Origin of the sequence: Nonomuraea glycinis (genome assembly GCF_035920485.1) — a bacterium.
GTDB classification, from domain to species: domain Bacteria; phylum Actinomycetota; class Actinomycetes; order Streptosporangiales; family Streptosporangiaceae; genus Nonomuraea; species Nonomuraea glycinis.
This window is the reverse complement of record NZ_CP109166.1, coordinates 5,193,567-5,211,487: the sequence shown is the minus strand read 5'-3', so window position 1 is coordinate 5,211,487 and position 17,921 is coordinate 5,193,567. Positions and strand designations below refer to the sequence as shown.

General features: G+C 71.2%; 19 protein-coding genes. 8 read left to right on the top strand and 11 right to left on the bottom strand.

The genetic code is table 11. From position 1 onward, the window contains the following. The first annotated feature begins 14 nt into the window (after nt 1-14). Entirely contained in the window at nt 15-1,172 is a 1,158-nt protein-coding gene (locus OHA68_RS24595; protein ID WP_327102350.1) for a DUF6986 family protein, read from the top strand. Nucleotides 1,173-1,191: 19 nt separating this feature from the next. Here OHA68_RS24595 and OHA68_RS24590 read toward each other — a convergent pair whose 3' ends face one another. From OHA68_RS24590 to OHA68_RS24570, 5 genes are all read right to left on the bottom strand, one after another. Continuing rightward, nucleotides 1,192-1,872, bottom strand: a complete 681-nt coding sequence (locus OHA68_RS24590; RefSeq protein ID WP_189141572.1) for a copper homeostasis protein CutC — start codon at nt 1,870-1,872, stop codon at nt 1,192-1,194. Between the two features lie 108 nt (nt 1,873-1,980). Beyond that, entirely contained in the window at nt 1,981-2,583 is a 603-nt protein-coding gene (locus tag OHA68_RS24585; RefSeq protein ID WP_189141571.1) for a GNAT family N-acetyltransferase, read from the bottom strand. Nucleotides 2,584-2,779: 196 nt separating this feature from the next. Then, nucleotides 2,780-3,502, bottom strand: a complete 723-nt coding sequence (locus tag OHA68_RS24580; protein ID WP_229699392.1) for a GntR family transcriptional regulator — start codon at nt 3,500-3,502, stop codon at nt 2,780-2,782. A 521-nt stretch (nt 3,503-4,023) separates the two neighbouring features. After that, nucleotides 4,024-4,404: a Zn-ribbon domain-containing OB-fold protein gene (locus tag OHA68_RS24575; protein WP_327102349.1), complete on the bottom strand. Its 381-nt coding sequence runs from the start codon at nt 4,402-4,404 to the stop codon at nt 4,024-4,026. A gap of 48 nt (nt 4,405-4,452) precedes the next feature. Continuing rightward, on the bottom strand, nt 4,453-5,607 hold the full coding sequence (locus OHA68_RS24570; protein ID WP_327102348.1) for a thiolase C-terminal domain-containing protein: 1,155 nt from the start codon (nt 5,605-5,607) through the stop codon (nt 4,453-4,455). Nucleotides 5,608-5,741: 134 nt separating this feature from the next. Here OHA68_RS24570 and OHA68_RS24565 point away from each other — a divergent pair, with 134 nt between their 5' ends. From OHA68_RS24565 to OHA68_RS24555, 3 genes are all read left to right on the top strand, one after another. Next, nucleotides 5,742-6,413 (top strand): flavin reductase family protein, encoded by a 672-nt coding sequence (locus OHA68_RS24565; protein ID WP_407674365.1) that lies wholly within the window; start codon nt 5,742-5,744, stop codon nt 6,411-6,413. A gap of 135 nt (nt 6,414-6,548) precedes the next feature. Further along, complete coding sequence (locus OHA68_RS24560; RefSeq protein WP_327102347.1) at nt 6,549-7,844, top strand: DUF2252 domain-containing protein; 1,296 nt, start codon at nt 6,549-6,551, stop codon at nt 7,842-7,844. Between the two features lie 38 nt (nt 7,845-7,882). Beyond that, entirely contained in the window at nt 7,883-8,629 is a 747-nt protein-coding gene (locus OHA68_RS24555; RefSeq protein ID WP_189141567.1) for an SDR family oxidoreductase, read from the top strand. On the opposite strand, the gene OHA68_RS24550 is transcribed toward OHA68_RS24555, so the two are convergent. The 3 genes from OHA68_RS24550 to OHA68_RS24540 form a co-directional block, all read right to left on the bottom strand. Continuing rightward, entirely contained in the window at nt 8,619-9,440 is an 822-nt protein-coding gene (locus tag OHA68_RS24550) for an ATP-grasp domain-containing protein (RefSeq protein WP_327102346.1), read from the bottom strand. The two genes, OHA68_RS24555 and OHA68_RS24550, sit on opposite strands and share 11 nt — an antisense overlap. A 92-nt stretch (nt 9,441-9,532) precedes the next feature. Beyond that, entirely contained in the window at nt 9,533-9,793 is a 261-nt protein-coding gene (locus OHA68_RS24545) for a hypothetical protein (RefSeq protein ID WP_327102345.1), read from the bottom strand. An 82-nt stretch (nt 9,794-9,875) separates the two neighbouring features. Next, nucleotides 9,876-10,133 carry a hypothetical protein gene (locus tag OHA68_RS24540; protein WP_327102344.1) on the bottom strand — a complete coding sequence of 86 codons (258 nt, stop codon included), beginning with the start codon at nt 10,131-10,133 and terminating at the stop codon, nt 9,876-9,878. A gap of 213 nt (nt 10,134-10,346) precedes the next feature. Here OHA68_RS24540 and OHA68_RS24535 point away from each other — a divergent pair, with 213 nt between their 5' ends. Then, a complete protein-coding gene (locus OHA68_RS24535) occupies nt 10,347-11,012 on the top strand; it encodes an NIPSNAP family protein (RefSeq protein ID WP_327102343.1) in 666 nt (221 codons plus the stop codon). A 92-nt stretch (nt 11,013-11,104) separates the two neighbouring features. Here OHA68_RS24535 and OHA68_RS24530 read toward each other — a convergent pair whose 3' ends face one another. Continuing rightward, nucleotides 11,105-11,776, bottom strand: a complete 672-nt coding sequence (locus OHA68_RS24530) for a pentapeptide repeat-containing protein (protein WP_327102342.1) — start codon at nt 11,774-11,776, stop codon at nt 11,105-11,107. 4 nt (nt 11,777-11,780) lie between these two features. Continuing rightward, a complete protein-coding gene (locus tag OHA68_RS24525) occupies nt 11,781-13,259 on the bottom strand; it encodes a glycoside hydrolase family 3 N-terminal domain-containing protein (RefSeq protein ID WP_327102341.1) in 1,479 nt (492 codons plus the stop codon). A gap of 187 nt (nt 13,260-13,446) precedes the next feature. On the opposite strand from OHA68_RS24525, the gene OHA68_RS24520 reads away from it, so the two are divergent. Continuing rightward, nucleotides 13,447-14,115 carry a TetR/AcrR family transcriptional regulator gene (locus OHA68_RS24520; RefSeq protein WP_327102340.1) on the top strand — a complete coding sequence of 223 codons (669 nt, stop codon included), beginning with the start codon at nt 13,447-13,449 and terminating at the stop codon, nt 14,113-14,115. Next, nucleotides 14,112-14,792, top strand: coding sequence for a DNA alkylation repair protein (locus OHA68_RS24515; protein ID WP_327102339.1), 681 nt, complete (start codon nt 14,112-14,114; stop codon nt 14,790-14,792). Before OHA68_RS24520 ends, OHA68_RS24515 begins: the two co-directional genes overlap by 4 nt. Here the strand turns inward: OHA68_RS24515 and OHA68_RS24510 are convergent. Further along, entirely contained in the window at nt 14,785-15,630 is an 846-nt protein-coding gene (locus OHA68_RS24510) for a LysR family transcriptional regulator (protein ID WP_327109554.1), read from the bottom strand. The genes OHA68_RS24515 and OHA68_RS24510 overlap by 8 nt on opposite strands. 77 nt (nt 15,631-15,707) lie before the next feature. Here OHA68_RS24510 and metE point away from each other — a divergent pair, with 77 nt between their 5' ends. Further along, nucleotides 15,708-17,888 (top strand): 5-methyltetrahydropteroyltriglutamate--homocysteine S-methyltransferase, encoded by a 2,181-nt coding sequence (gene metE, locus OHA68_RS24505; protein WP_327102338.1) that lies wholly within the window; start codon nt 15,708-15,710, stop codon nt 17,886-17,888. Nucleotides 17,889-17,921: the final 33 nt, after the last annotated feature.

Sequence of the window (17,921 nt, the reverse complement as noted above, 5' to 3'; positions counted from 1 at the left end):
CGCGAAGGGAACCCATGCGCGTCACCACGAGCCACCACGTCGACGGTTTCGAGGAGGTCCACGCGGTCCAGCGGGCCCGCTACCCCGGGGCCGAGCCCGCCTGGCAGCCGGTGCACACCGTGTACGTCCCGGCCGACCGGTTCGGCGCGGGCACGGTCGCCGCATGGGGCGACGAGGCACTGGCCCTGGCCAAGGCGCACCTGAGCGGGCCGGGTGAGCTCGCCGAGGTCTTCGGGCTGCCCGCCGTCCTCGCGACCGCCGTACACGAAAGAGTGCTGCGCAAGCTCGCCACCGAGCCGGTCGAGGACCTGAGGGTGGACTTCGAGGACGGGTACGGCGTACGGCCGGACGAGGAGGACGGCCACGTCGAGCAGGCGGTCGAGGCGCTGGCCGGGATGCGCGAGGCGGGGACGCTGCCGCGCCGGTGGGGGCTGCGGGTGAAGTCGTTCGCCGACGGCGACCCGGCCCGCTCGCTGCGCACCCTGGACGGGTTCGTCACCGGGATGGTGGAGCGGGCCGGCGAGCTGCCCACCGGATTCACCGTGACGTTTCCCAAGGTCATCATGGAGTCCGGCCTCACCCAGTTCGCCGCGTTCCTGCGGCGGCTGGAGGAAGGGCTCGGGCTGGGGCGGCGGCTGCGGTTCGAGCTCCAGGTGGAGGCGCCGCAGACGGTGCTGTTCCTGCGCGGGGACCTGGCCGAGACGCTCGGCGGACGGCTGGCGGCGGCGCACTTCGGCGTGTTCGACTACACCGCGGCGCTCGGGCTGCCGCCGCACGAGCAGCGGCTCGACCATCCGGCCTGCGACCACGCCAGGCACGTGATGCAGACGGCGTTCGCGGGCACCGGGGTCGAGCTGTCCGACGGGTCGCTCGCCGCCTCCCCCGCCTCCGGCTCGGCCGCGGACGTGCGGGCGCTGTGGCGGCGGCACGCCGAGCTGGTCAGGCACTCGCTCGCGCACGGCTTCTACCAGGGCTGGGACATGCACCCCTCGCACCTGGTGAGCCGCTTCGCCACCGTCTACGCCTTCCACCTGGCGCGCTACGACTCCTACCGGGACCGGGTGCACGCCTGGGAGGAGCGCCGGGCGGCCGGGGGCGGCGTGCTGGACGAGCCGGCGACGATCAAAACCCTCGCGGCGGCCCTCCGCAGGGCCGACTCGGTCCTCGGCTGACGATCACAGCGCGTACGGGTCAGTCGCGTTCGATCAGGGCGCGCCAGCGGCGGACCAGGCGCGCGTCGACCGGATCGGACCAGCTCCGCCGGACGGCGGAGCCGACGTGGAAGGCGCGGACCCCGTAGTCGAGCAGGTCGGGCACGTGGGTGGGCTTGAGGCCGCCGCCCGCCAGGATGATGGAGCCGTCGCCCGCGTCCGTGCGGTGCTTCAGGACCGCCAGGCCGTCGGCGACGCCCTTGGGCGAGCCGGAGGTCAGGACGGTCGCCAGGTTGGGCAGCAGGCGCACGGCCCGCCAGGACGCCTGTACGTCGGCCGCGTGGTCGACGGCGCGGTGGAACGTCCACGGCAGCGGCGACACCCCGTGGATGAGCGCCTGGGTGGCGGCCAGGTCGACCGCGCCGGCCTCGTCGAGGAAGCCGAACACGAACCCGGCCGCCCCCGCCTCCGCCAGTGCCCGGGCGTCGCGCCGCAGCCGGTCCAGCTCGTCGGCGTCGGCGGTGAACCCGGCGCGGCTTCGCAACATCACCATCTGCGGCAGCGGGCACTCCGCGGCGATCGCCGCGACCGTCTCCGGCGCCGGGGTCAGCCCGTCTGCCGCCATGTCGGTGACGACCTCGACGCGGTCGGCGCCGCCCTGTTCCGCGGCGACGGCGTCGCGCACGTTCAGCGCGATCACCTCGAGGAGGGATCCGGTCATGCTGCCGAGGTTATATGGCGCTCTGCACCTTTTCGTCCTAAACGGCAGAGAAGATCCTCCGAGCGGGCCACGATCCGGGCCCGGAGCTCGGAGGCACAGGGATCAGGATCAGGCGCTGATCAGCTCTGCGAAGGTGAGATCACGGAACTCCGTGATCGCCACGTCCGTCGCCGGGCGCTGGAAGAGCGCGCCGGAGGCCCGATGGGGCAGGTCGACCGTCCGCACGTGGCGGAAGCCCCTGCTGCGGTAGTAGCCCTGCAGTCCGGGGTTGCCCTTGGCGCAGTCGAGCCGCAGCCACGGCAGCCCCGCCTCGTACGCGGTGCGGCCCGCCCAGTCCAGCAGGGCGTCTCCCAGCCCGCCGCCCGCCCAGAGGCGCCCCACGGCCAGCTTGTGGACGTACAGGGCCGCGCTGGGGTCGTCGTGGGGGGTCCAGAACTCCGCGTCCGCGTGGCCGTCGAGGGCGATCGTGGCGACCGGAGGGGCCGGCTCGCCGGGACCGAAGTAGCGGAGTTCGTCCTCCAGGAGGAACAGCACCCGCTCCTCGATGAGGGGCTCGATGCGCTCGGGGCCGAAGCCGTCCCGGGGCCACTGGCGGACGCCCCGCGAATACAGCCATTCGGCGGTGTCGGACAGGAGGGCCAGAATCCCCCGGAGATCGTCGGACTCTGCCCTCCTGAGTGTCAGCGGTTGGAGCAGGGTGTTGGCGTACATGGGTCACCTTTCGTCGCTGTGTGCGTTGTATCGGATACGGTGAGTAATGGCACAATGGGACGCGACGCCAATTAGGCGAATAGCCCGATATATACGGATAAATCGCCATTGGGGGAGCGTGCACGACTCCCCGCGCCCAGCGAGAATGCAAGCTCGCTGCGCCGCGGCCGGGCGGATCACCCCCAACCGAGCTCGGTCAGCGGCGGTCGAGCTCGTATCTGATCAGATGTTTGTCGGCAGGTAGCACCGACACCGCAACGCGCACCGGTATGTCACCCTCGTCGTATCCGACTCGGACATAAACCACAACTGGTGTACCAAGCTCCAATTGGAGCCGCTCAGCCTCTTCCTGGTTGGGCATGCGCGCCCAGATGTCGTCCACCACGCGCACCTGCGCGTGCCCCAGCTCCCCGAGCACCCGATTGGCGCCCCGCTCGATGTCGCCGGGACGGGCGATCTCGGAGTTGGCCACCAGGTCCCGGGGAAAGTAGGAGTCGTTGGTGTTGTACGGCTGGCCGTCCACGAATCTCAGGCGGCGCCGCACCACCGCGAGCTGCCCGTCGGCCAGCTCCAGCCGGCTGGCGATCTCCTCGACCGGCGAGACGGTCAGCACCTCGATGTACTGACTGAAGGCGCGGCCCTCCTGCGTGACGGCGAACGCGAAGGCCTCCCGCAGCTCCCCCGCGGGTTGTGGCTCCAGCTCCCGCTGGGGATAGATGAGCAGCGGCCGGCGGTCCCTGACCACCGTGCCGCGTCGCGGCGTGCGTGTGACAAGTCCCTCATTCACCAGCTCACCGAGGGCCAACCTGACGGTGTTCCTGCTCACCCCATGGTCTTCCATGAGTTGTGCCTCAGTCGGCAGCTGCGCTCCGGGGCCGAGTATGCCGGAGTAGATGGCCCTTCGTAGCTCCGAAGCCACCTGCTGATACAGCACCGACCTTGCCACTTTCACCCCTTTTGTTCCAACAATTTAGACGATCTGGTTCTAGCAGGCCATCACCCCTTGACCGGACGGCATAGTCGGCCGCATCATCCATTCGTTGGTACAAATCCATCGAAAGGCCGGTGAGGGGGTGAGGGCCGGTGGTGCCGGTCCGCGCGGGTACGCCGTACCTGCCCTGGGAGAGCCCTTGCGAAGCAACACGTTTACTGCGTTACGCGGTGCGTCGCATGGGATTCACCCACATCAACCAGAGCAACGGGCGACCTGAGCATGGGGTACGGCACGTCCGACCCGGCCGGCATGGCAGAGCGCACTCCACCGCTCGCCGACCTCCGGAGTCCTCGCAAGAGGGTCACTCCCCCACCATCTCCGTGTGCGATCACTCGGCCTAGGACTCCATCCCTCGCCGGAGTCCTGGCGTCGCCGCACACGGGGCAGGAAGCGCGTCCTGGCGGGTCCCCCACGCCCGCCAGGGCGCGCGCTCCTACCCACCCCGATCACGGCCCGGCCGGCCGCCAGTCCAGGAGCACCACCCCGTCGCCCACCCTGGTGTGCACACCCCGCACCGCCTGCCCGCCCCGGGGCTCGTGAGCACCGCGCCAGTTCCCGTAGACGAAGCAGCTCGGCACCGCCGCCAGTCGCACCATCACCACGAGGTACGGCTCCGCGCCGCCGGGGGTGAACGCCTGATGGTTGACGATCCAGCTCTCCACCGTCCCCTCCGGCTCGATCGCCGCCCAGTGCGCGCCCTCGCGGTGACAGGCGGGACAGAAGGCCCTCGGCGGGAAGCGGAGGGTGTCGCAGGACGCGCAGCGCTGGACGGCGAACTCGCCCCGGGCCAGCAACTCCCACCACCCCGCCGAATCCCGATCCGGCACCGGAGCTGGTCTCTCACGCACGGCGGGCCTTTCTGCCGGAGGGCGCGCTCAGCCTTTGGTCAGGATGAGGGCGGAGGTGGCGGGCAGGATGTAGCCGGGCTGGGCGGTGGACAGGGCCACCTCGGCGCCGGGCACCTGGCGGTCGGCCGCGTCGCCACGGAGCTGGGAGACGGCCTCGGCGATGTGGTTGATGCCGTGCACGTAGCCCTCGGACAGGAAGCCGCCGTGCGTGTTGACCGGGAGCCGGCCGGCGGAGACCGCGTACGGGCCGCCCTCGCCTTTCGGGCAGAAGCCGTAGTCCTCCAGCTGGACGAGCACGGAGTAGGTGAAGCAGTCGTAGAGCTCCGCGACGTCGATGTCCGAGGGGCCCAGCCCGGCCTGGGCGTACAGGCGGGGCGCGAGGGCGGCGGCGGCGGAGGTGGTGGGGTCGGCGGCGCCGCCCGAGAGGTGCGAGGCGCCGCCGCCCCAGGCGGCGGCGGAGATGAGCACCGGCGGGCGGCGGAGGGTACGGGCGCGCTCGGCCGTGGTGATGACCAGGGCGCAGGCGCCGTCGGTCTCCAGGCAGCAGTCGAGGAGCCGGAACGGCTCGGCGATCCACCTGGCGGCCAGGTAGTCGTCGAGGGTGATGGGGGTGCGCATGAGGGCGCGCGGGTTCTTGGCGGCCGACGCGCGCTGGGTGACGGCGATGTGCCCGAAGTGCTCGGCTTTAGTGCCATATTTCAGCATGTGGGCGCGGGCGTACATGGCGTACTGCTGGGGTGGCGCGACGTAGCCGTACGGGGCCTGGAACTGGATCTCCGGGCTGACCGGCAGCCCCCGGCCGGTGCCGCCCATCCGGAACTCCGAGCGGGCGTTGATGGCCCGGTAGCAGACCACGGTCTCGGCCAGGCCCGCCGCCACCGCGAGCGCCGCCTGGCCGACCACGGCGTGCGAGACGCTGCCGCCGCCGAACTGGTCCAGGTGCCAGGTGGGATCGTGCACGCCCAGCGCGGGACCGACCACGGTGGGCGCCACGGAGTCCCCCACCCGATGAGTGGCCAGGCCGTCCACGTCGCCGGGGCCGAGTCCGGCGTCGTCGAGCGCGGCCATGATCGCGCGGCAGGCCAGGGTGAGCGTGCTGACGCCGGAGTCCCTGGTGAAGGCCGTGTATCCCACGCCGGCCACGGCCGTACGATCCCTGAATTCAAGCAAGCGCTTGGCCACATCGTCACGCTAGGCGGGAAATTCACGACATGTCAACGCGTCGCGCATTCCGCTTGACAGTCCTTCGGCCGCGCGCCTACCGTCCAAGCAAGCGCTTGGTATGATTACCGCGTCAGGGTGAAGAGGAGGCGACCATGGGCACGCACGCCGCCGGTCTGATCGCACCGGGAACGATCGCGCCGCACACGCCACCGACCGCGCTCGCGCCGGCCGGGGTGATCGCACCGGATCGGCGGGTCGCTGCCTTGACGCCTCGCCAGCGCAGCACTCGCAACGGAGCCGCCATGCCGACCGGCCCTTCCAGCGGCAGTTGCCGAGAAGACGGCCATCTCGACAGCAAGACGTTCCGGTCGGTGCTCGGCCGGTTCGCCACCGGAGTGGTGGCGATCACCGCCCTCGACCCCGTGGACGGCCGGCCGTACGGCCTGGCGGCCAACTCCTTCACCTCGGTGTCGCTGGATCCGCCGCTGGTGGCGTTCTGCGTGGCGCACACGAGCACGAGCTGGCCGCGGGTTCGGGGCGCGAAGGCGCTGACCGTGAACGTGCTGGCCGAGGACCAGCAGGCCGTCTGCGCCCAGCTGGCGTCCAGGGGCGGCGACAAGTTCGCCGGGCTGCGCTGGACCGGCTCCCCCGGCGGCAACCCGGTGCTCGACGGCGCGCTGGCCTGGATCGACTGCGTGGTGGAGGCCGAGCATCCGGCCGGCGACCACATGATCGTGGTGGCCCGGGTGCAGCAACTCGACACCCACGCCGACGGCGGCCCGCTGGTGTTCTACCGCGGCGGCTACGGCGGCTTCGTCGAGTGACCACCGGCCAGGCGACCGCCGGGTGAGGGACCGCCGGCCGGGTGGCCGGCGGTCGGGCGACCGCCAGGTGAACCGTGCTGGTCAGAACCGCGCCAGGCTAGGCGGAAGAGGCCGGCGGGATCTACTGTCCAAGGTATGGGCACACGCTCCTCGTTCCTGCTCGATGTCCTCATGGCGGAGTTCGGCGAATCGATCAAGCGTGATCCTCCCGCTTTCAGGAGGAAGTTCCGGAAGATGGCGGCCTCCCCCTTCGCGTTCTACCGGGGCAGCGCGTCCCTGTTCTACGCGGACCTGGCAGGGCCGTACGCCGACGACTCCTATCTCGACCCGGCCACCAGCAGGGTGTGGATCCACGGCGACCTGCACGCGGAGAACTTCGGCACCTACATGAACGCCTCGGGCGTGCTGGTGTTCAACGTCAACGACTTCGACGAGGCGTACGTCGGCCCGTACCTCTGGGATCTCAAGCGCTTCGCCGCGAGCGTGGCGCTGCTGGGCTACGCCAAGGCGCTGTCGGACGAGGTGATCGGCGGGCTCGTCGGCGGCTTCGCGGGGGCCTACCTGACCGAGCTGGCCGCCATCGCGCGCGGCGGCGACGACGCCATCGGGTCGCTCACGCTCGACACCACCTCCGGAGTGCTGCACCGGGTGCTGCAGACGGCCCGGCTGCGCACGCGGGTGGCGATGCTGGAGGTGGAGACGGTGGTCGAGGAGTACGACCGGCGCTTCGCGTTCATGGAAGGGCGCGAGCCCGTCGAAGCCGGGACCCGGGCGCAGGTGCTGGCGGCCTTCGAGGACTACCTGACGACGCTGCCGACGCCGTCGAGCCCGGTCGAGCACGTCATCAAGGACGTGGCGCTGCGCAAGGGCGTGGGCATCGGCTCGGCCGGGCTGCCCTCCTACAACCTGCTGCTGGAGGGCACGTCACAGGCGCTGGAGAACGACGTCATCCTCTACATGAAGCAGGCGCAGGTGCCGGCGGTGGCGCGCTACATCACCGATGAGAAGGTGACCCACTACTTCCGCCACCAGGGGCACCGGACCGCCGAGTCGCAGCGGGCGCTGCAGGCCTACGCCGATCCCTGGCTCGGCCACACCACGCTGGGCGGGGTGGGGCAGCTCGTGGCCGAGGTGTCGCCCTACTCCGCGGATCTGGACTGGGACGACGTCAGCGAGCCGGCGGAGCTGGAGGCGATCGTCCAGGACCTGGGCCGGGCCGTGGCGCGCATGCACTCGGTGGCCGACGACGAGTCCAGCCACGACCTGGTGAGCTTCTCCACCGAGGAGGCGATCGTGGCGGTGGTGGCCGACGACAGGGCCGGCTTCACCGAGGTGCTGGTGGACTTCGCGCACCGTTACGGGGCGCAGGCCCGCGAGGACCACCAGCGGTTCGTCGACCTGTTCCGCAACGGCCGGCTGCCCGGGGTCTGACTGGCAACCGACCGTTCGGTATGGCAAGCTTCCGAGACATGACTCTGTTCTCGGTGGAAGGCAAGACCGTCGTCGTCACGGGCGGTTCGCGCGGTATCGGACGCATGATCGCGGCCGGATTCGTCCAGGCGGGCGCGCACGTGCACATCTCCGCGCGCAAGGCCGCCGAGGTGGAGAAGACGGCCGCGGAGCTGGGCTGCTCCTCGGTGGTCGCGGACCTGTCCACCCCTGAAGGGGTGGAGGCGCTGGTGTCGGCCGTCGACGGGCCGGTGCACGTGCTGGTCAACAACGCGGGCGCCACCTGGGGCGCACCTCTGGCCGACTATCCAGAGCACGCCTTCGACAAGCTCTGGAACATCAACGTCAAGGGTGTCTTCTACGTGACCCAGCGCTTCCTGCCCCAGTTGCGCCAGGCGGCCGGCGCGGAGGACCCGGCGCGGGTGATCAACGTGGGCTCCATCGACGGGATCAGAGTGCCGGAGATGGACACCTTCGCCTACTCCTCCACCAAGTCGGCCGTCCACATGCTGACCAGGCACCTCGCCAAGCAGCTGGCCGCCGAGCACATCACGGTCAACGCGCTGGCCCCCGGCCCGTTCGAGTCCAAGATGATGGCCTTCGCTCTCGACGACCCGGCGACCCGTGCGGCCATCGCCGCCAGCATCCCCCTGGGCCGCATCGGCCACCCGGACGACATGGCCGGCGCGGCGATCTTCCTGGCCTCCCGCGCCGGCGCCTACCTGACCGGCACCGTCATCCCGGTCGACGGCGGCATCACCTGCTGATCAGCTCGCGCAGGGCCACGGCCAGGCGCGCCGCCGCCTCGGGCTCGGCCCGCAGATAGAGGTACGGCTCCGTCAGCTCGACCTCGATGACCGCCGGGCTGCCGTCATGAAGCCGGACCAGGTCGATCCTGGCGTACAGAAGGGCCTGAGGGATGGCGGCAAGCACCTTCTCCGCGAGTTCGACCTGGTCCGGGGCCGGGGTGCGCGACTGCGCCCGTACGCCGTCCGCGGCGGTCATGCCCGGAGCGAGCATCGGCGTGCGGCGGACGGCGTGGCTGAAGCGGCGGTTGAAATAGAGGAGCGAGGTCTCGCCCTCGGACTCGACCATGTCGAGGTAGGGCTGGACCATGGGCGTGCGCCCGGCGGCCTCCAGGGCGGCGGCGTGCGCCTGGGCGCGGTCGCGGTCGGCGGTCCTGATCGTGTCGCGGGCGCCGGCGGAGATCGCGGGCTTGACGACGTAGTCGTCCCAGAGCGGCAACTCCCGCGCCGACCAGTGGGTGGGCACGATCGGCACACCGAGGTCACGCAGGTAGGTCTTGTCGGTGTTGGCGTCAAGGACGGCGGCCGGATTCAGCAGCCGGGTGACGGACTCCACCCGCCGGGCCCAGGAGAGAAACTCGGCCCTGCGGTCCACGTAGTCCCAGACCGATCGGACCACGACGGCGTCATAGGCGGCCCAGTCGACGCCGGGATCGTCCCAGCGTTCGGGCCGGCCGTTGATTCCGGTCGCGTGCCAGGCATCGAGAGCCGGCGTCCGCTCGTCGTCATGGCCATCGGGGTCATCGAACGTCACATATGCGCAGGTAGTCATCCTGGCGATGGTACTGCCGAACCAGAAACGAGCCTGCGTGGGCACACGCCCCCGCGCTCCGCGCCGAGCGCGGGTGCGCGTGCCGGGGTCGGCTAGTCGACGCGGACGCCGAAGGCCGCCCGGCTGTCATCGGACGCGACAGCCGCGTTGCCGTTGATGTTGTTGACGTTGGTCGAGCTCCGGCCGCCGAAGTTGGCCGCGCCGATGTTGGCGAAGTTGTTGCCCGACTGCGAGGTCTCCTCGTTCCGGCTGGAGTTGCGGTTGTCCGTGTCGGCGAAGGCCGGGGCGGAGACGAGGGTGAGGCCCGCGGCGGCGACAACGACGAACCCGGTCACGCTGAGCTTCTTGATCATGTCGATTTCCTTCCACAGAGGTTAGGTCGAGAGTTCAGAGGCTCGCCGGGACAGTGGGCCCCGGCGGGAAACCGTGATCGGATCAGTAGAAGATGTAGGTCACGGCGATGCTGTCGTTCGTCGCGGTCGTGGCGATGCCGTTGATGTTGTTGACATTGGTCGACCAGCCCCAGCCCCGGTTGACCGCGCCGACGTTCGCGAAGTTGTTCCCCGACTGGGACGCTTCGGTGTTGCGGCTTGAGTTGCCGGCCCAGCTGTCCGCGTGCGCGGGGGCGGCCAGCAGCGTGACGCCCGCCGTGGCCGCGACCACGGCACCGGTGACGCACAGCTTTCTGATCACTTGAGCTCCTTCGCCGTTGGCTTCGAGGGGTGGCGGAACGCCAGGGCCCGAAGGCGTGCCACAACCCCCTTGACCTGTCTTGACCCATGAGGATCAAGGTCACAGCGACTATATAACCGTGAGTCATGAATCGGTAGCGTTAGGTAATCAGAACATTCTTCTGGCAAAGTCGCTGACAAGGGATGTCAGTGGTAGCGCCATAACGTCGACCGCATGATCTACGAGTTGAGGCGCTACACGCTGCACCCCGGCGAGCGGGACACGCTGATCGGATTGTTCGAGCGCGAGTTCGTGGAGACGCAGGAGAGCGCCGGGATGGACGTCGTCGGCCACTTCCGCGACCTCGACGCGCCCGACACCTTCCCCTGGCTACGGGCGTTCGCGGACATGGACAGCCGCAAGGCCGCCCTGTCCGCCTTCTACGGCGGGCCGGTCTGGAAGGCGCACCGGGACGCGGCCAACGCCACCATGATCGACTCCGACGACGTCCTCCTCCTGCGCCCGGCCGGCTACGGCTTCCGGCGGTCGCCGCGACCGCCCGTGGGGACCGCCGCACTGCCCTCCTCGGTGTACGTGGCCACGATCTGCCAGGTCGACCCGGACGCCACGGGGGCGTTCCACCAGTTCTTCGCCGAGCGGGCGGCACCGGTGCTGGCCGAGGGCGGGGCGGCGCCGGTCGCCTGCTTCGCGAGCGAGCACGCGGTCAACACCTTTCCGGCGCTGCCCGTACGTACAGGGGAGGAGGTTTTCGTGTGGTTCGCTCGGTTCGAGCGGGCGGAGGACGAGCGTGTGGTGGAGGTGCCGGCGCTGGAGGGGTTCCTCACCGCGGCGCCGCGGCGGCTGCGGCTCGCGCCGGCGGCTCGGTCGGCCCTGCGCTGAGGCGTTCAGAGCAGGTTGATGCCCCAGGAAACGTTCAGAGCACGTTGATGCCCCGGGAGGCGTTCAGAGCACGTTGATGCCCCGGGAGGCGTTCAGAGCACGTTGATGCCTCGGGCGGCCAGGATCGCGTCGGCCTGGGCCCTGTTGATGGTCGCGCCGGCGAAGGCGTGCAGCCTGGCGTCGTCGATCTCCCCGAGGTCGGCGCCGCGCAGGTCGGACCGGGTGAAGACGGTCTTCAGCAGCTTGGCGCCGCGCAGTCTGCAGTCGCTGAAGGTGGCCTCGGTGAAGTCGCAGCCGGACAGGTCGGCCTCGTCGAAGCGGACGCCCTCGATCACGTCGCCGCGCATCGAGCAGCCGCCGAGGTTGGCCAGGGTGAGGTTGGAGCGGGTGACCCTGAAGCCGGTGCCGCGCGAGCCGGTGAGCGAGGCGCCGATCAGCCGGCAGCCGGTGAAGGAGGCGTCGGTCAGCAGCGCGCCGCCGAACTGCGCGGCGGACAGGTCGACGCTGGTGAACGTCACGTCGATGAGGTCGGCGTCGCTGAACCTGACGCGCAGTCCGCCGCCGCCGGTGAAGACCGCCCCGTCGAGGTCGGCCTTGCGGAAGTCGGTCTGCTCCAGCACGCACGACTCGAACCGCGCCCCGGCCAGGGAGGCTCCCCACAGATCCGTCTCGGTGAGGTCGCACCCGCGAAAGACGTGCGTCTCGTCCGGCGCGAGCCGGTCCGTCAGGGACTTACGGGACAGATCCTCGCCGTCGAAGTTCACGGTGTCAGAGGCTACCGGTGATCACCTCGGCGGCGGCACGGCCGCAGACCATCGCGGAGCCGTACGTGGCGATGTGCACCGCGCCCAGGTCGGAGCGCTCGGGCAGGCCCATCTCCACCACGACGGCGTCCGGCCGGGCGCTCAGCAGGTGGCGCAGCGCCTCGCCCTGCCAGGGGTGGCGGTGCACGTCGCGGACCACGACCACGAGCGGGCGTCCGGCCGCGCCGGCGAGCAGGTCCTCGATCGCCGCGCCGGTGGCCTGACCGGCGGCGAACCTGGTCACGGTGGTGCCGGGCAGCAGCCCGGCCAGCGGTCCCGCCACCCCCCACGGGGTGCCCTTGTCGATGGCCAGGTTCATCTCCGGCGACAGCTCCAGCACGTGCGGGGCGGTGGTGAGCGGCAGCACGGCGGCGCTGGACCTGCGGGTGACGCGGACGGCGCGGCGGGCCGCGGTCAGGCCCAGGTGGCCGTTCGCGCCGGGGGCGCTGCCCGAGGAGGCGGTCCAGCCGGCCAGCTCGCGGACCCTGCGGGCGGCGTCCGCCAGGCGCTCCTCGGGCAGCAGTCCTTCGGTCACGGCGGCGGCGATCGCGTCGCGCACCCCGATCGCGGTCGCCTCATCGGCCCGCTCGCCGCCGACGCAGATGGCGTCGGCGCCGGCCGCGATGGCGCGGGCGGAGGCCCCGCCGATGCCGTGCACGCCGGAGACGGCGGCCATCTCGATTCCGTCGGTGACGATCATGCCGTCGAAGCCGAGCTCCTCGCGGAGCAGCCCGGTGAGCACCTTGGGGCTGAGCGTGGCGGGCAGCTCGGGATCGTAGGTGGGCACCAGGAGGTGGCCGGTCATGATGGACCGGACTCCCTCCTCGATGGCCGCGCGAAAGGGCCGCAGGGCGTCCTCGATCCCGCCGGAGGCCACCCTGGGCACGCCGTGGTGGGAGTCCACCGAGGTGTCGCCGTGGCCGGGGAAGTGCTTGGCGCACGCGGCCACGCCGACCGACTGCATGCCCCGGACGAAGGCCCGGGTGTGGCGGGAGACCAGGTCGGGGTCGGCGCCGAAGGCCCGCAGGCCGATGACGGGGTTGTCCGGGTTGGAGTTCACGTCGGCGGAGGGCGCGAAGTCGATGGTGATGCCGGCGGCGGCCAGGTCACGGGCCAGGTCCGCGGCGAGCGCCTCGGTCAGCGCCACGTCGTCCACCACGCCGAGCGCGTAGCCGCCGGGACGGGTGCTGCCGGTGCCGACTTCGAGCCGGGTCACCTCGCCGGTCTCCTCGTCGGTGCCGATCAGGGCGGCGGGGTTCTCCGCGCGCAGCGCCGCCGTCAGCCGGGCGACCTGGGCCGGATCGGCGATGTTGCGGGAGAACAGCACGACCCCGGCCAGGCCCTCGCCGAGCCTTCTGCGCACCCAGTCCGGCGGGGTGTGGCCGGCGAAACCCGGCAGGAGCACGGCGTCGGCCATGGCGAGGAGGTCACCGCTCTTGGACATGACTCGAAATCTAATAGGAAAGTTTCTTATTTGCTAGAGGCATTTTCGAACGTCAGCCCCTGTCCTCCCCGGACGAACTCCGTTCCGGTGCTCAGCGCGGCCCTGAAGCCTATCAAGCGCTTGGCCGCAGCGATGAGCTGGGCCGGACAGGTGAACAAGCGATTGCCTGAGGGCCCATAATGGGTACGTGACAACGCGAAAGAACTCCGCGGGCACCGCCACCCCGGCGAAGCGCCAGCGAGCGACCTCCTCGGGCGCCGCGTCCGAGCGCCGTGACCATCTCGTCAAGCTCGCGGCGGAGCTCTTCGCGCGCAAGGGCTTCCAGGCCACGACCGTCCGGGAGATCGCCGAAGAGGCGGGCATCCTGTCGGGCAGCCTCTATCACCACTTCGACTCCAAGGAGACGATCGTCGACGAGGTGCTTGCCACCTTCCTCGATGATCTCATCGCCCGCTACCGCGCGGCCCTCGAGACCGGCGGCGACCCGCGCACGGTCCTGTCGGAGATGGTGCGCATCGGCTTCGGCACGCTGGAGCCGCACCGCGCCGCGATCACCGTGATGCAGAACGACTGGAACTATCTCCAGCAGTTCGAGCGGTTCAACTACCTGGTGAAGGCCGAGGAGGAGGTGGAGCAGATGTGGGTCGCGCAGATCAAGGCGGGGCAGGGCGTCGGGCTCTTCCGCCCCGACGTCGATGCCAAGCTGACCTACCGGATGATCCGCGACACCATCTGGGTGGCGGTGCGCTGGTTCCGCCCCGGCGGCAGGCTCAACACGACCGGGCTGGCCGAGCACTACATCACCGTGCTGTTCGACGGGCTGGCCACCGGTGAGCGGACGTCCCAGCGAGCATGAGCCTCGGTGAGGCGGTGCGGCTGGCACTGCGGGAGGTCGCGGATCCGGTCAAGGCCGCCGCGATGCAGACGTACATGAAGTCCAAGATGCCCTTCCTCGGCGTGCAGGCGGGGCCGCGGCGGGCCGCGCTCAAGCGGGTGTTCGCCGCCCATCGGCTCGACAGCGCGCCCGAGTGGCGGCGGGCGGTGCTCGCGCTCTGGCGCGAGGCCGACTACCGCGAGGAGCTCTACGCGGCGATCCAGCTCACCGGCCATCACCTCTACCGCGACTACCAGACCCTCTACACGGTGCCGATGTACGAGGAGATGATCGTCAGCGGCGCCTGGTGGGATCTGGTGGACGAGCTGGCCACGCACCGGATCGGCGCCCTGCTCGCCGCGTTCCCCGACTCCATGCGGCCGCTGATGCTGCAGTGGGCGCACGAGGACGACCTGTGGAAGCGGCGCACCGCGATCCTGTGCCAGAACCGGTTCAAGGCCGCCACCGACACCGCGCTGCTGTTCGCCTGCATCGAGCCGAGCCTGTCGGACAACGACTTCTTCGCCCGCAAGGCGATCGGCTGGGCGCTGCGCGAGTACGCCAGGACCGACCCGCGCGAGGTGGTCCGCTACGTGCGGGTCAAGGGCCTCACTGGACTGAGCCGCCGCGAGGCGCTGAAGAACCTGCCGGTCACCTAGTCCACAGCGCGTCCTGTACGGCCTGCACCAGGGCGAGCAGCTCACCCGTGACGCGCTCCTTGGACCAGGCCAGCGCGTAGGTGATGCGCAGATCGGGCGCCTCCAGCGGGACGAACCTGACGTCGTCCCGCCGCACGGTCCTGACCAGGAGCTGCGGGATCGGCAGCAGTCCGGCGCCGGCGGCGACCAGGTCGAGCGCGGCGGCGAAGTCGTCGCCGGGCAGCAGCCGGCGGTGGCCGGGCAGCCCGGCCCAGGGCCTGCCCTCCGGGGTGAGCAGCGCGTGCCCGGCCAGGTCGGCGGGCACCAGCGCGGACCGGCCCGCCAGGACGTGCCCGGCGGGGACTGCGACATGGTCCACCGTGACGTGGAAGCGCGCCGCCGTGACGAACCTGACCGGCGCCGGGACGGCCAGGATCGCCGCCGAGACCTCGCCGGACTCCAGCGCCGCCGAGGCGGCCGCCCGCCCCGCCATGCGCAGCTCCACCCCGATCGCCGGGCTGCGGCTCGCCATCCTCCGAACGATCCGGGCGGCCAGCGCGCCGATGAGCGGAGGATAAGCAAGATGAATAGTAGGCCGGGCCAGCCGGGCCGCTTCCGCGGTGAACGCGGCGGCGGATTCGAGCACCTGCTCGGCATAGGGCAGCAGCGCCAGACCTTCGGCCGTCAGCCGGACCTCGCGGGCGGAGCGCTCGAAGAGCCTGACCCCGGCGGCTCGCTCCAGCCTGGTGATGGCCTGGCTCATGGCCGGCTGGGACATGCCCTGGTCGGCGGCGGCCGTCGAGAAGCTGAGCCGCGCGGCGACCCTGGCGAAGCACTGGATCTCCTTGAGCATAACCATCACCAATGCATGATGCAGGACGAGCGGCCGACTGTGCAGGATGCCTCCGTCTCGATCTATGACTTGAGGAGTCGTCGATGTCCCGTTTCCCGCAGTCCACTGTGCTCGGATATCCGAGGATCGGCCCGCGAAGGGAGCTGAAGCGGGCGCTGGAGTCCTACTGGGACGGCCGCACCGGCCGTGCCGAGCTCGACCGGGTGGGCGCCGCCCTCAGGGCGGACACCTGGCGCAGACTGGACGAGCTGGGTCTGGCGGCACTGCCGTCCAACACCTTCTCGCTCTATGACCAGGTGCTGGACACCGCTGTGCTGCTCGGCGCGGTGCCGGAGCGCTATCGGGACGCCGCCGACCCCTACTTCGCCATGGCGCGCGGCACCGAGGGGCTCGCGCCGCTGCGGATGACCAAGTGGTTCGACACGAACTATCACTACATCGTGCCGGAGGTCGGCCCGGAGACGGTCTTCAAGCTGGACGCCGCCAAGCCGCTCGCCGAGCTGCGGCAGGCGCGCGAGCTGGGGTTCGAGACGCGGCCCGTGGTGATCGGGCCGGTCACGTTCCTGCTGCTGTCGGCGGACCCGGCCGCGGCGCTGGACCGCCTGGACGACGTGCTGGCCTGCTACGAGGAGCTGCTGGGCGCGCTGGCCGCCGAGGGCGTGGCGTGGGTGCAGCTCGACGAGCCGGCGCTGGTGGCCGACCGCACCCCGGACGAGCTGGCCGCCGTGCGTACCGCCTACGAGCGGCTCGCAGGCGTGGCGGCGCGGCCCGCCCTGTTCGTCGCCTCCTACTTCGGCCACCTGGGCGAGGCGCTGCCGGTGCTGGCCGCCACCGCCGTGGAAGCCATCGGGGTCGACCTGGTGAACGGCGCGCCGGACGGGCTCGCGGCGCTGGCGGGCAAGACGGTGGTCGCGGGCGTGGTGTCGGGCCGCGAGGTGTGGCGGACGGCTCCGGAGCGGGCCGCGCACGCGCTGCGCACCGTGGCTCAGCATGCCGGGCAGGTGGTGGTCAGCACGTCCTGCTCGCTCCTGCACGTACCGTACGACCTGCGCGACGAGCCGGACCTGGACCCGGAGCTGACCGCGCGGCTGGCGTTCGCCGAGCAGAAGGTGGCCGAGGTCGTCGAGCTGGCGCGCACCGGCTTCGACGGGCCGGAGCCGGTCGAGCGCGCGGCGCCGAGCGCGCGGCCGGAGCCGGTCGAGCGGCGCAGCCCGTACGAGGTGCGGGCGGCGGCGCAGGCCGCGCACCTGCGGCTGCCGGTGCTGCCGATCACCACGATCGGGTCGTTCCCGCAGACCGGCGAGCTGCGCCAGGCCCGCGCGGCCCTGGCGGCGGGCACGCTGGCCGCCGGGGACTACGAGCGCCTGGTGGAGGCCGAGATCGAGCGGGTCGTACGGCTGCAGGAGCGGCTCGGGCTGGACGTGCTCGTGCACGGTGAGCCGGAGCGCAACGACATGGTGCAGTACTTCGCCGAGCACCTCGACGGCTTCGCCGTCACCAGGAACGGCTGGGTCCAGTCCTACGGCTCCCGCTGCACCAAGCCGCCGATCCTGCACGGCGACGTGGCCCGGCCCGAGCCGATCACCGTGCGCTGGGCCCGGCACGCCCGATCGCTCACCGGCAAGCCGGTCAAGGGCATGCTCACCGGGCCGGTCACGATCGTGGCCTGGTCGTTCGTCCGCGACGACCTGCCGCTGCGCGAGGTGACCTTCCAGGTGGCGGACGCGGTGCGCGAGGAGGTGCGCGACCTGGAGGCGGCGGGGCTGTCGATCATCCAGGTGGACGAGCCCGCGCTGCGCGAGCTGCTGCCGCTGCGCCGCGCCGGGCAGGCCGGTTATCTGGAGTGGGCGGTGGCCGCCTACCGCCGGGCCACCTCGGGGGCGGGTGACAGCACACAGATCCACACGCACCTGTGCTACTCCGACGCCGGCGAGATCCTGGCCGCCATCGACGGGCTGGACGCCGACGTGACGACGATCGAGTCGGCCCGGTCCGGGGCGCGGATCCTGGACGCGGTCGGCTCCTTCGGCCGCGGGCTGGGGCCGGGCGTGTACGACATCCACTCGCCCCGGGTGCCCTCCGGCGCGGAGGTCGAGGAGCTGCTGCGCAGGACGCTGGCGACGCTGCCCGCCGAGCGGGTCTGGGTCAACCCGGACTGCGGGCTGAAGACCCGCACCTACGAGCAGGTGGAGGCGGCACTGGCCAACGTGGCGGCGGCGACCGCCAAACTGCGCGCCGAGCTCACCGCCCGTGGCGCTCGGTGAACGCCTCCGTGGTCATACCGGCGTACCGCCACA

What these genes read in the sequence shown, in the direction of transcription:
- OHA68_RS24590 (WP_189141572.1), bottom strand. Translation starts at nt 1,872, where the DNA reads ATGACCGGATCCCTCCTCGAGGTGATCGCGCTGAACGTGCGCGACGCC.
- OHA68_RS24535 (WP_327102343.1), top strand. Translation starts at nt 10,347, where the DNA reads ATGATCTACGAGTTGAGGCGCTACACGCTGCACCCCGGCGAGCGGGAC.
- OHA68_RS24550 (WP_327102346.1), bottom strand. Translation starts at nt 9,440, where the DNA reads ATGACTACCTGCGCATATGTGACGTTCGATGACCCCGATGGCCATGAC.
- OHA68_RS24510 (WP_327109554.1), bottom strand. Translation starts at nt 15,630, where the DNA reads ATGGTTATGCTCAAGGAGATCCAGTGCTTCGCCAGGGTCGCCGCGCGG.
- OHA68_RS24560 (WP_327102347.1), top strand. Translation starts at nt 6,549, where the DNA reads ATGGGCACACGCTCCTCGTTCCTGCTCGATGTCCTCATGGCGGAGTTC.
- OHA68_RS24515 (WP_327102339.1), top strand. Translation starts at nt 14,112, where the DNA reads ATGAGCCTCGGTGAGGCGGTGCGGCTGGCACTGCGGGAGGTCGCGGAT.
- OHA68_RS24555 (WP_189141567.1), top strand. Translation starts at nt 7,883, where the DNA reads ATGACTCTGTTCTCGGTGGAAGGCAAGACCGTCGTCGTCACGGGCGGT.
- OHA68_RS24595 (WP_327102350.1), top strand. Translation starts at nt 15, where the DNA reads ATGCGCGTCACCACGAGCCACCACGTCGACGGTTTCGAGGAGGTCCAC.
- OHA68_RS24525 (WP_327102341.1), bottom strand. Translation starts at nt 13,259, where the DNA reads ATGTCCAAGAGCGGTGACCTCCTCGCCATGGCCGACGCCGTGCTCCTG.
- OHA68_RS24585 (WP_189141571.1), bottom strand. Translation starts at nt 2,583, where the DNA reads ATGTACGCCAACACCCTGCTCCAACCGCTGACACTCAGGAGGGCAGAG.
- OHA68_RS24545 (WP_327102345.1), bottom strand. Translation starts at nt 9,793, where the DNA reads ATGATCAAGAAGCTCAGCGTGACCGGGTTCGTCGTTGTCGCCGCCGCG.
- OHA68_RS24565 (WP_407674365.1), top strand. Translation starts at nt 5,742, where the DNA reads ATGGGCACGCACGCCGCCGGTCTGATCGCACCGGGAACGATCGCGCCG.
- metE (WP_327102338.1), top strand. Translation starts at nt 15,708, where the DNA reads ATGTCCCGTTTCCCGCAGTCCACTGTGCTCGGATATCCGAGGATCGGC.